This window comes from Chryseobacterium luteum (assembly GCF_000737785.1).
In the GTDB taxonomy this organism is placed as follows: Bacteria; Bacteroidota; Bacteroidia; order Flavobacteriales; family Weeksellaceae; genus Chryseobacterium; species Chryseobacterium luteum.
The window spans coordinates 1-12,147 of the sequence record NZ_JPRO01000019.1 but is presented as its reverse complement, the minus strand read 5'-3'; the positions used below and the strand labels follow the sequence as shown (position 1 = coordinate 12,147).

The following is a 12,147-nucleotide window of genomic DNA, read 5'->3' as shown; positions in this document are numbered from 1 at the left end:
ACTGGCTGAATTACCGCTGTTTTGAAAATCTTGTTGTTATCAGCAGGGAAATACCGGCTTCTCCGTGAATGTAGAACTGCAGGAATAAAATAAAACGTGTACCGATATCAACATATAGGCAAGCATTATGTTTGTATTATCTTTAAAACTTATAGCTGTCCGATTCCCCCATCAAGTACAAGTTCTCCGGCTAACATAAAAGATGAATCGTCACTTGCCAGGTATAAAAAGCCTTTTGCCATTTCATCAATAGTACCCAGGCGTTTTAAAGGCACTCCGCTCGCAAGATATTGTTTGATTCCGTTTACATTGTCCTCAGGCATTCCTAACCGGTCAAAAATAGGGGTTTCAACAGGCCCCGGAGAAAGAACATTAACCCGTATATTCCTTTCTAACAGGTCAGCAGCAAAACCGCGGGCTAAAGAGCGTATAGCTGCTTTTGTTGCGCCATAAACAGAAGCTGTTGCCGTTCCGCTTTCACTTGAAACCGAAGAGGTCATTACAACAGATGCACCATCATTTAAAAATGGCAGAGCCTTTTGAACGGAGAAGAAAGCCCCCTTAAAATTAATATCAACGAGTTCATCAAATAGTTCTTCTGTAAAATCAGCTAACGGAAGACCTTTATAAACTCCGGCGTTGATAATTAATACATCAAATTTACCATGCCTGGCTGCAATTTCAGCATAAGCATCATCAATACTTTTTAAGTTTAATACATTTGCTTTAACGCCCATTGCATGATGTCCTATTTCTGAAACGGCTTCTTCTAAGGTTACTTCATTGCGGCCGGTTATTGCCACTTTGGCACCTTCCGCAGTAAATAATTTTGCAGTGGCTAAACCCATACCGCTATTACCACCCGTAATAACAGCTACTTTGTTTTTTAATCTTTCCATTCTAATTTTTAGATCAATTGTTATTTGTCAGAATTGACAATACAAAAGTGGGTTGATTCCTGGAATTTAAAAATCAACTAGAAGAAGAAAAGAAGTGAAACTAGATTAACTTTTGCGTTTTTTGATTCCGTATTTTTGACAGGAACTGGGTCGTAATGCCCAAATAGGAAGCTAAAGCGTACTGTGGAACACGTTGTATCAATTCCGGAAAGCTTTCAATAAAAATATCATAGCGCTCTTTTGCTGACTTGGTGAGATTGGTAATGAGTCTTCTCTGCGTAAACGCTGTTGCAAGTTCGGCCTTATATCTAAAGAATGTTTCGAATTTATGATTGAGTGCCTTTAATGTTTGTTCATCCTCAAAACTGATTTGCATAAGAATGCAATCCTCCAGGGCAACAACAAACATACTTGCAGGTTGTTGATGTATGTAGCTGTCGTAATCCGAAATCCACCAATCTTCTACAGCAAACTGAATCGTGTGGTCTTTGCCTTCGTCACCGATAACATAAGCTCTCAGAGCACCTTTAATTACGAAATATCTGCACTTTGGGACAAAGCCAGGCTGAACAATAAACTGTCTTTTTTTTATTCTGATTTCTTTGAATCTGCCTGTAAATTCAATTTTTTCATTATCGGTCAAACGAACAAATTTCTCTACATAAGAAGCTATTTTTTCCTGGTTTGTCATCTAAGGCAAAAATTAAAAATACGATCCAAATATACTTAATTTATTGTAGTTAACCGGAGATTCCTAATCGAAGAATTTGCATGGTTGGTAATAGTAGACGGCATTCCCAAGGAAAGTTCTACAAAGCAAAAATGGGATAGAAGAAGTAGAACAACCTGATTTGCTTGGTTTACTGACTCAGATCGGAGCTGTACACGCAATGTGGTTACAGAAAAATATGAGCAGATTTTTATCACAGAAGCTGAGGTCACGCGCTTCAGTTTTTACTATTATTAAAAGTTGAATAATAATTTTTCGATCAAAGAGTTTCCTAAATTTCTTTAATTTTTAAAACTATTGGCTTTTTAATCAGATCTGAAAATCAAGAAATATTACCAGCTTATCAGACCGTTTTCCAGTGCTTGGTTATAAATTTCTTCATCAAAAGAATAAAGATCCGGTGCTTTGTGAGCGCCGCCTTTTCTTTGTTCATCAAGTTTTTTCAGGATTCCCAGATTCTTTATTTTTCGATAAAAATTGCCTCTGTTAAGCTCTTTTCCCAGGATTGCTTCGTATAATTTCTGAAGTTCCGGAAGCGTGAATTTTTCGGGTAAAAGATTGAAACCAATTGGCTTGATGGAGATTTTTTCTCTTAAAGTCTGTAATGCCTTTTCTGCAATTTCCTTGTGATCCATTGCCATTTCTATTTCTGAAAGCTGGCTCACATTGATCCATTCACAGCTATCACTATACTCATCTACAGTTAGATTAATCTTCGAAGGATTGTATAAAGCATAATAACCAACTGTAACAAATCTCTGCTTATGGAATAATGTCTCGTCAAAGTCTTCAAAATAAGCTTCACTTCTGTTTTTTTTGCCAAACACACCAAATTCCTCCAGATAAACAGCATTGACTCCGGCTCTTTCTTTCAAAATTCTCACAACAGCATCATCCAGATCTTCATCCTTTCTTACATAACCTCCCGGCAAAAACCATTGGTGTCTGTAATTCATCCGTAGCAGAAGAACTTTCAACTCATTCTGGTCAAAACCAAAAATCACAGGATCTGCGGATAGATGGGGTATGTAGATCTCTTTTGCTTCATTCGATCTTTGTAAAATTAATTCTTTAGAGTCCATTATTCAATTTCTGGGGATCAATGTTACAAAAATATTAATAAAAAAAATGACGAAAAGCAAATTTTAAGAAATCGGGTGGCTTTTTGGAGAACATTTAACAGTTTATTTTTCATTGTTTCTTATGGAATCAATGATATTGTTTGTTTATTGTTGAAATTATTTTATTGATATTCAAGTATTTGTATAGATTATTAAATTTTGTTAATATTTATTTGTTCAATTAAAATAAAGAATGTACTATTGTAATGCTTCGTATTGAAGCAATAGACTGGAGCTTTAATTAGCGTAGGGATAAATTATTAATCTTCAGTTTCTGTAAGCAAAATTTAACACGTTTTTTCATCTGTTTTTGCCGTCTGATTTTTTAGAGGGAGGTATCAACTTGTGTCAAAATTTCTGAAACCTTTAAAGAAAAATTAAAAATATATAACTTGAAATGAGAAAATCCACACTTAAAATTTCAGCTTTAGGATTGATGCTTTCCTTTGCATTGGTTTACGGGCAGGAAAAAACAGACACGCTTGCAGTAAAGAATGCTGTGAATGCAGCTACAAAAACAGAAGAAGGCGTAAAAACCGTGACCACTTCTTCCAAAGAAGACAACAACAGAAACGTAATGTTGAACGCAGCTAATAACACAAGCCCAAGAGACGTGAATATCGGCTTGCCATCAACAGTCGGCGGAATTACCATTCTGGAAAACGACTTACCCGCAGTTTATTTCTTCTGGCCGGAACTTCCTAATAAAACCTGGCGACAAAGTGTAGGTCTGGAAAAAACAGGACTTTTAAAAATGGACCAGCTTGCAAATACAATGGGAGACCTTGGTTTTGCGGTTAATTCTTATTCTCAAACGGGAACCAAAGATCTGAAATTAAAAGGAAAATTCACAACCAGTACTTTTGGATGGCTGCAAGGCGATGTTAATGTTTCCGGACCAATTTCAAAAAATGGCTGGACTTACACGCTTGGTGCTTTTGCAAACTATGATCCAAGTACTTTTAAGCTTGGTTTTGCCAGAAATGTAGATGAGACCAAGATTTTCCGAGCTGGAGTTACCAAATATTTTGATGATAACAAAGGTAAGATCTCCATTTTATATAAATATTCAGATTCTTATAACGTAGGAAACTACGCTGTTTTCCAGTATGGCGAAAACGGAAAAGTGACGGAACTTGATAACTTCAAGATCGGTAGAGATTCTTATGTCGTGAATGACGGACAGATTAAAATGAAAGATATTCTGACAGGACAGAGCTATTGGGCTTCTATGGCAGGAAATGATAACAGATCCAGTGCGCATAATATCGATATTTTCGGGAATTATCTTCTGAATAACGGCTGGAATTTCAAATTCTCAACAAGAGCGCATTTCTCCAAAGTAAAAATGTCGACAATTATTCCTTTGAGTATCTTCAATGCTGATTCATCTGCAGGGTATACTTTGGCTTCAAACGGTCAGGCTTATTCAGGAGCAGTGGGAACACAGTTGGCAATGCATACTCCGGAAACACCGATTACCAGTATTGCAGGACGTTTTACACTAAACAAACAACTGGGTAATCACAACGTTACTTTTGGTGTTTTGGAGCAATATTATAATGTCGATAAATTCACTTCAAACCGTTCTTTCTTCTTCCAGACTGTGGGTGCGCAACCTCAGAGATTGATTGGTCCAAATACAGATTCTGACGGATTCTACAACTATAATGCAGGCGGAGAATTCCACAGCGGAACAGAGAATAAAGTTTCAGTGTACGGAACAGACGAATGGAAAGTAACAGATAACTTTAATCTGAGCTATGGTTTGCATTTAAGAAATCACAGCATTGATGGCGAATTTTCTTTAACACCCAGAACAGTTGGATTTAATTTTACAGATCCAAACCAGTTTACTCAGATCAATAAAAGCTTTTTCCAAGTCGCAGGAAGTTTGAACGCTACTTATAATATCAGCAAAAACTTTGGAGTAATTGCTAACTTCTTATATACGGAGGAAAACAGAAGACTGGAAAGTTATTCTCAGGCATTCGAACCCAATACCAACAAGATCAAAAGCCCGTTGGGCGCATTGGGAATATTCTGGAATACAGATTATATCCAGTTGATCTCTCAGGCAACATATCTTAAAAAGAACAACAACCTGAACAGATACAACCTGGTAAATCCTTTGAACACTTCACAGGCACAGAATACCACTGTTTATTATGATATTCAGACTTTGGGATGGACAACAGATTTTGTCTTAAAACCATTTAAAGGCTTTAATCTTCATTATTTGGTGACTTTCCAGAATCCGGTTTACAAGAAATTTAATTTCAGTGCTTTCGGAAAAGACTACAACTATAGTGATAATAATGTATTGGGTGTTGCTAAAGTTTTAATGGAAATTGACCCAAGTTATTCTGTTGATAAATGGAGATTCTGGGCAAGTTTCAGATATTTCTCAAAACAATATGCGAATCTTACCAATGCTCTGTACTTCGCACCAAGATGGGAAACTTTCGGTGGTGTAAGTTATACTGTGAACAAAAACATCAACCTTGGTGCAACAGTTATCAACTTCCTGAACCAAAGAGGAGCAAGCGGAACCATCAACGGTGCCGAATTGATTACCGATGCAAGTCCGTACTACGGAAAACTGTTGACAGGAACTTACATTATGCCATTGACAGGACAACTATCCGTAAGCTTTAATTTCTAAAATTTAAAAATGAAAAAATCAGTATTCAATATCGCCGCTTTATTTCTTGGGGTAACTGTATTTTCACAAAATATCCAGACCGTGACCAATTCCAAAGGTCCGGTTTTGGGGTATTCTGCAGATTCCGGCGTGAAAATCCTGACCGTTGGCGGAAATAAATTTAAAGATTTAAATAAAAACGGAAAGCTCGATAAATATGAAGATTGGAGACTTTCTGTTGAGGAAAGAGCAAAAGATTTAGCTTCAAAAATGTCGGTAGAGCAGATTGCAGGACTGATGTTGTACAGCGGACATCAATCGGTTCCTGCTCCGGCAGACGGTTTCAGAGCAGGAAAATACAACGGAATGTTCTACAAAGAAAGCGGTGCAAAAGCTTTTGATTTAACAGACCAGCAGAAAAAATTCCTTAAAGAAGATAATCTTCGCCACGTTTTGGTAACAACGGTAAAATCTCCGGAAATTGCCGCAAAATGGAGCAACAACATCCAGGCTTACATTGAAGGTTTGGGATTAGGAATTCCTGCCAACAACAGTACAGATCCGAGACATTCTGCAACCGTAACAGCAGAATTTAATGAAGGAGCAGGTGGACAGATTTCTCTTTGGCCGGACGGTTTGGCAATGGGCGCAACTTTCGATCCTGAATTGGTTAAAAAATTCGGAAACATCGCCGCTCAAGAATACAGAGCATTAGGAATTTCAACGGCTTTATCTCCGCAAATTGACTTAGGAACAGAGCCTCGTTGGTACAGAATTGCTTACGTTTTCAGTGAAAGCCCGGAATTGACGGCAGATATGGCGAGAGGTTACATTGACGGTTTCCAGACAACCATCGGAAATAAAAACGGATGGGGAACCAAAAGCGTAAATGCAATGGTAAAACACTGGCCGGGAGGCGGACCGGAAGAGGGTGGACGTGATGGTCACTGGGCGATGGGAAAATACGCAGTGTATCCGGGAAATAATTTCCAGAATCACGTAAAACCTTTTACTGAAGGCGCTTTCAAATTAAATGGAGGAACTAAAGAAGCCGCAGCCGTAATGCCTTATTATACCATTAGTTTCAATCAGGATACCAAAAATGGAGAAAATGTAGGAAACGGTTTCAGTAAATACTTAATTACAGATTTACTGCGTGGAAAATACGGTTATGACGGCGTTGTTTGCACCGATTGGCTGATTACATCCGATGAACCGAAAACTCCGGGAGGATTTGCGGGAAAACCCTGGGGCGTAGAAAAAATGTCCATTGCAGAGCGTCATTATAAAGTTTTGGAAGCAGGCGTTGACCAATTTGGAGGAAATAATGACAAAGGCCCTGTTCTGGAAGCTTATCAAATGGGTGTAAAAGAACACGGGGAAAAAGCGTATCGTGCAAAATTTGAACAGTCAGCCGTTCGTCTGTTGAGAAATTTCTTCAGAACAGGATTGTTTGAAAATCCTTACGTCAATACAGATGAAACCAAGAAAATCGTTGGTAACCCTGAATTTATGAAAGCAGGTTACGATGCTCAGGTTAAGTCTATAGTACTATTGAAAAACAAGGCCAATATTCTTCCCATTAAAGAAAGAAAAACGGTTTACATTCCGAAGAGATATTCTCCGGCGACGTTCAACTGGTGGGGAATTTACACCGAACCCTCTTTGAAATCTCCGGTAGATTTGGAAATAGTAAAAAAACATTACAACATTACCGAAGACCCAACGAAGGCTGATTTTGCAATTGTTTTCGTACAAAGTCCGCACAGTGAAGAAGGTGGTTACAGCGACATCGACGCCAAAGAAGGTGGAAACGGTTATGTTCCGATTTCTTTACAGTACAAAACGTACACAGCAACCGAAGCGAGAGAAAAAAGCATCGCAGCGGGAGATCCTGTTGTTGCGCCAACTGTTCACGACAGAACATTTAAAAACAAAACAACAACCGTTACCAATTCTACAGATCTTTTAACGATTCAGAATACATACAGGGTAATGAACGGAAAACCTGTTATCGTTTCTGTAACGACTTCCAAGCCGATGGTTTTTAACGAATTTGAAAATCACGCAGATGCAATCTTAATGAATTTCAATGTATCAAATCAGGCAGTTGTAGATATTATTGCAGGGAAATATGAACCTTCAGGATTGCTTCCGCTTCAGATGCCGGCAGATATGAAAACGGTGGAAACCCAGAAAGAAGATGTTCCGTATGATATGGTTCCGCACAAGGATTCAGAAGGTCATTCTTATGATTTCGGATACGGAATGAACTGGTCCGGAGTGATAAAAGATGCCAGAACTCAAAAATATCATAAGTAATAGTTCATCATAAAATTGATTAATTGATGTCTTGAGACTGGGCATCTTGTTCGGTCTCATTTCTTTTTAAATCATTAATAAAAACATTATATTTATGAAAATCAGATACACTTTTTACTCATTAATGCTTGGTTCATTGATGTTTGGCCAGGAAAGCCTTGATTTCAGCGGAAAGAAAAATTTGGTTTCTCCAGAAGTCAATGGTAAGAATGTGAAATTCCAACTTTTAGCACCCGATGCAAAAACCGTAAAGCTTCAGGGAAACTGGTTTCCGTCAAAAGGAATGGAGCCGGGTTCTGTTGACTTACAGAAAGATGCAAACGGCGTCTGGAGTTTTACACAAACAGATTTCACGCCTGACCTTTACACATATTCATTCGTTGTTGATGGTGTGAAAGCCAACGACCCGAACAATGCTTATCAGGTTCGCGATGTTTCGTCGGTGATGAGTATGCTTTTGGTCGATGGAAAACAATCTGAAAATTATAAAGTTCAGAATGTGCCTCACGGAACAGTTTCCAAAAGATGGTACGCTTCCAAAGGGTTGAAAGAAGACCGTAGATTAACTGTTTACACACCGCCAGGTTACGAAAATTCAAAAGAAAAATTCCCGGTTTTATACCTTTTACACGGAATGGGTGGGGACGAAGATGCGTGGATGACTTTGGGACGCGCATCGCAGATTTTGGACAATTTGATTGCTCAGGGAAAAGCAAAACCAATGATTGTTGTAATGCCAAACGGTCACACCAGCAATTCCGCTGCACCGGGCGAATCTTCGAAAGGTCTTTATAAAATCGATATGAGAACGCCCGATATTTTCTCCGGAGATATGGAAAGTTATTTCAAGGAAATTATGGACTTCACAGAATCGAATTACCGTACAAAAAACGATGCGAAAAACAGAGCAGTTGCCGGACTTTCGATGGGAGGTTTTCATTCGCTGTATATTTCTGCCAATCAGCCGAAAACCTTTGATTATGTTGGATTATTTTCTCCTGCCATTCTTCCGCCAGACGAAAAGAAAAGTGCGGTTTATCAAAATCTTGATTCAAAACTGAAAACACAGCAGACCAATTCCTACAAACTTTATTGGATAGGAATAGGAAAAACGGATTTCCTGTACAAAAATGTTGAAGAATACCGTCAGAAACTCAATAAAATGAACTTCAAATATCAATATGTAGAATCTGAAGGCGGCCACACCTGGAGCAACTGGAGAACGTATCTAAATGAATTTGTACCACAGTTATTCAAGTAAAATATTAATTATTAGGGCAGCTTTATCCGCCTTCCGTTCCCGCTTTTTTGTCATTGCGAAGAAGTTACTCCATAAGTTGAACTTTTCAGCAATCGCAATCACAAAAAGAGCTCCACTCAAGTCGGGCTGCGTGAAATTCTCTGTTTTAAAAGTGGGCTTAAAAATAGTATTTCTTAGCTGAGTGAAACGCCTTTGCGAACTTAAAAACGTCGAATTGCATAAAAAAACCTTGCGTTCTTTGCGTTAAAAAATTAAAATAATATCAAAATCAAAACAATATCAAAATGAAAAAATTAATCATAGCAAGTGCATTCCTTTTAGGATTAAGCACGATCAACGCTCAAAAATCAGTTCCGTTATACAAAGGAAAAGCGCCGGGAACAGAAAACTGGACGCAGAAAGAAGCGCATCAATTCAATGAACTGTTCAAAACAGAAGTTGTTTTCAATGTAACGCAACCTTCCATTTTAGTCTTTGAAGCCGATAAAGCAAAAGCCAATGGAACTGTTGTTATTGTTGCTCCGGGTGGTGGTTTCCAGAGTTTATCAATCAATAGAGAAGGAGTTGATGTCGCTAAAAAATTAGCTGCAAACGGAATTACAGCAGTTGTTTTAAAATACAGATTACTGGAAACAAAATCCAATGACCCTGCGAAAGAAATGATGGAAAGCATCAAAGACAGAAAATCGTTTGATGAGAGAACAGCGCCTATCAAAGTAATGGCAGGAGAAGACATCAAGACATCAATTTCATACATCAGAACCCACGCAAAAGAAATGAATATCAATCCTGAAAAGTTGGGTGTAATAGGATTTTCAGCTGGTGCAAGTGTGATTCTGGAAAGCGTTCTTCACAGCAAAGATGCTTCCACAATACCAAATTTTGCAGCCTCAATCTATGGCGGACCAAGTCAGGAGATTTTAGACACTCAGATTCCTTCAACACCATTACCATTATTCATTTGCGCAGCGAGTGACGACCAGTTAAAGCTGGCTCCTAAATCTGTGCTGCTTTACAGCAAATGGTTAGGAGCGGGACAACCTGCAGAACTTCATATCTATGAAAAAGGCGGTCACGGTTTTGGAATGGGCGTTCAGAATTTACCCGTTGACAAATGGTCAGATGTTTATCTTGACTGGCTGAAGTTTCATAAGTTCTTATAAACCTTAATACAAACTACAAATTTTCACCACAAAAGTCACTAAAGCTCACAAAACGAAAATCTTGGATTTTAAACTGTTGTGTTCTTTTATTTTCAAAGTTTTTAAGCTTAAAATTAATTGTTGAGCGATAAAAATTGTAAAAAATTGACGAACTCAATGTTTATAGGATAAATCAACAGGCCGCTCCGATGGAGCTTTGTTTTGGCACTACATTTTTTCTATTAACAGTAAGTCCCGATTGGACTAAATACAGCTCCATTAGGAGCTAACTGATAATAGGAAGTAATTGTTTTTTGTAATTAAAGCTCCAGAGGAGCGACCTGTTAATTATATTTTAGTTTTTATCAGATAACAATGCTTAAAATTAATGTTAAAAGCATTTGTGCCTTTTGTGGTTTTAAAAATTCATTCAAATTAAATAATAAAATATTACATATGAAGAAGAATGTATCTACATTGATCAGACTTTCTCAGAAAGCAAAATATTCAGGATTATTTCTGGCATTACTGGCAGCATCGCCTTTTGCGAATGCTCAAACTAAAGATCAAAATGTTACGGTTGACGGAAAAACGTTTAAAGATTTAAACAAAAACGGGAAATTAGACATTTGGGAAGATACCAGACTTTCAGTTGATAAAAGAATTGATGCCATCATCAAACAAATGACCAATGCAGAAAAAGTAAATCTTCTGATTGGAACCGGAATGCCCGGAATAGAAGTTCTGACAGGACCTATCGGAGATTCAAAACAAGGTTTGGTTCCCGGAGCTGCCGGCGGAACCGATTCTTTTGAAAGATTCGGAATTCCTGCTACGATTGTTGCGGACGGACCTGCAGGGTTGAGAATTGCACCAACCAGAGAAAATGATTCAAAAACGTATTATGCAACGGCATTTCCGGTGGGAACCGCTTTAGCTTCAACCTGGAACAAGACGTTATTGGAGCAGGTGGGAAAAGCAATGGGAAATGAAGTAAAAGAATATGGCGTTGACGTTTTATTAGCTCCGGCTTTGAATATTCACCGAAACCCATTGAACGGAAGAAATTTCGAATATTATTCTGAAGATCCTTTAATTTCAGGAAAAACTGCCGCTGCCATCGTGAACGGAATTCAGTCTCAAGGTGTTGGAACTTCAATCAAACATTTCGCTGCAAATAATGAAGAAAGCAACCGTTTGACCATCAATGCACACGTTTCCGAACGGGCAATGAGAGAATTGTATTTGAGAAATTTTGAAATAGCGGTTAAAGAATCTCAGCCCTGGACGGTAATGTCCTCTTACAATAAGCTAAACGGTGTTTATACTTCAGATTCTGAAGATTTGCTGACTCAGGTTTTGAGAAACGAATGGGGTTTCAAAGGAATCGTGATGACCGACTGGTTCGGAGGTTTTCCTGGATTTGAATCCATTAGAGATGGCGGAATTTCTGATGTCGTAAAACAAATGAATGCCGGAAACGACCTTTTGATGCCCGGAATTCCTGCTCAGAAAAAAGTATTGCTGGCTGCTTTGGATTCAGGGAAATTATCTCAGGAAGTGGCGAATCTTAATGTGAAAAGAATTTTGGAATATGTTTTCAAAACACCAACTTTTGCGCAATATAAATACAGTAATAAACCGAACCTGACTCAAAATGCAGAAGTAACGAGAAACGCTGCAACAGAAGGAATGGTTTTGCTTAAAAATGATAAAAACGCTTTACCTTTTGCAGATAAGCAGAAAGAAGTTTCATTATTCGGAGTGACATCTTACGCCTGGATTACTGGCGGAACAGGAAGCGGAAGTGTGAACAACAAACACACGGTTTCATTATTAGAAGGATTAAATGCGGCAGGTTACAAATTAGACAAAGAACTTGTAGATCTCTACAAGCCTCACGCTGAGAAAGAAGTTGTAGCAGAAAAAGAAAGAAGAAAAGCAAGAGGAATTCTGGCATTGCCGGAAAGACTTCCGGAATTGAAAATGGACGATGCATTCATCGCCAAAAAAGCAGAAACTTCAGAG

Annotated in this window: 8 protein-coding genes; 5 read left to right on the top strand and 3 right to left on the bottom strand. The window is 38.2% G+C overall.

All coding sequences use genetic code 11. The features are described from left to right. Window positions 1–149: 149 nt before the first annotated feature. The 3 genes from IX38_RS17165 to IX38_RS17155 all read right to left on the bottom strand — a co-directional run bounded on the left by IX38_RS17165 (window position 150) and on the right by IX38_RS17155 (window position 2,711). Window positions 150–899 (bottom strand): SDR family oxidoreductase, encoded by a 750-nt coding sequence (locus IX38_RS17165; RefSeq protein ID WP_034707067.1) that lies wholly within the window; start codon window positions 897–899, stop codon window positions 150–152. Window positions 900–999: 100 nt separating this feature from the next. Continuing rightward, window positions 1,000–1,590, bottom strand: a complete 591-nt coding sequence (locus tag IX38_RS17160) for a Crp/Fnr family transcriptional regulator (RefSeq protein WP_034707064.1) — start codon at window positions 1,588–1,590, stop codon at window positions 1,000–1,002. Between the two features lie 371 nt (window positions 1,591–1,961). Then, window positions 1,962–2,711, bottom strand: coding sequence for an NUDIX hydrolase (locus IX38_RS17155; protein WP_034707062.1), 750 nt, complete (start codon window positions 2,709–2,711; stop codon window positions 1,962–1,964). A gap of 436 nt (window positions 2,712–3,147) precedes the next feature. Here IX38_RS17155 and IX38_RS17150 point away from each other — a divergent pair, with 436 nt between their 5' ends. From IX38_RS17150 to IX38_RS17130, 5 genes are all read left to right on the top strand, one after another. Further along, window positions 3,148–5,415, top strand: a complete 2,268-nt coding sequence (locus tag IX38_RS17150; protein ID WP_034707061.1) for a porin family protein — start codon at window positions 3,148–3,150, stop codon at window positions 5,413–5,415. Window positions 5,416–5,424: 9 nt separating this feature from the next. Further along, window positions 5,425–7,716, top strand: a complete 2,292-nt coding sequence (locus IX38_RS17145) for a glycoside hydrolase family 3 protein (protein ID WP_034707059.1) — start codon at window positions 5,425–5,427, stop codon at window positions 7,714–7,716. Window positions 7,717–7,810: 94 nt separating this feature from the next. Next, window positions 7,811–8,977 carry an esterase gene (locus IX38_RS17140; RefSeq protein WP_034707056.1) on the top strand — a complete coding sequence of 389 codons (1,167 nt, stop codon included), beginning with the start codon at window positions 7,811–7,813 and terminating at the stop codon, window positions 8,975–8,977. A gap of 284 nt (window positions 8,978–9,261) precedes the next feature. Beyond that, the gene (locus tag IX38_RS17135) at window positions 9,262–10,140 is read left to right on the top strand and encodes an alpha/beta hydrolase (protein ID WP_034707053.1); all 879 of its coding nucleotides are present in this window, start codon (window positions 9,262–9,264) and stop codon (window positions 10,138–10,140) included. A 435-nt stretch (window positions 10,141–10,575) separates the two neighbouring features. Then, a partial coding sequence (locus IX38_RS17130) for a glycoside hydrolase family 3 protein (RefSeq protein WP_034707051.1) occupies window positions 10,576–12,147 on the top strand: 1,572 nt, incomplete at its 3' end.

Excerpts from the sequence above, each read along its gene's own strand:
- IX38_RS17165 (WP_034707067.1), bottom strand. The coding sequence starts at position 899 with ATGGAAAGATTAAAAAACAAAGTAGCTGTTATTACGGGTGGTAATAGC.
- IX38_RS17160 (WP_034707064.1), bottom strand. The coding sequence starts at position 1,590 with ATGACAAACCAGGAAAAAATAGCTTCTTATGTAGAGAAATTTGTTCGT.
- IX38_RS17155 (WP_034707062.1), bottom strand. The coding sequence starts at position 2,711 with ATGGACTCTAAAGAATTAATTTTACAAAGATCGAATGAAGCAAAAGAG.
- IX38_RS17150 (WP_034707061.1), top strand. The coding sequence starts at position 3,148 with ATGAGAAAATCCACACTTAAAATTTCAGCTTTAGGATTGATGCTTTCC.
- IX38_RS17145 (WP_034707059.1), top strand. The coding sequence starts at position 5,425 with ATGAAAAAATCAGTATTCAATATCGCCGCTTTATTTCTTGGGGTAACT.
- IX38_RS17140 (WP_034707056.1), top strand. The coding sequence starts at position 7,811 with ATGAAAATCAGATACACTTTTTACTCATTAATGCTTGGTTCATTGATG.
- IX38_RS17135 (WP_034707053.1), top strand. The coding sequence starts at position 9,262 with ATGAAAAAATTAATCATAGCAAGTGCATTCCTTTTAGGATTAAGCACG.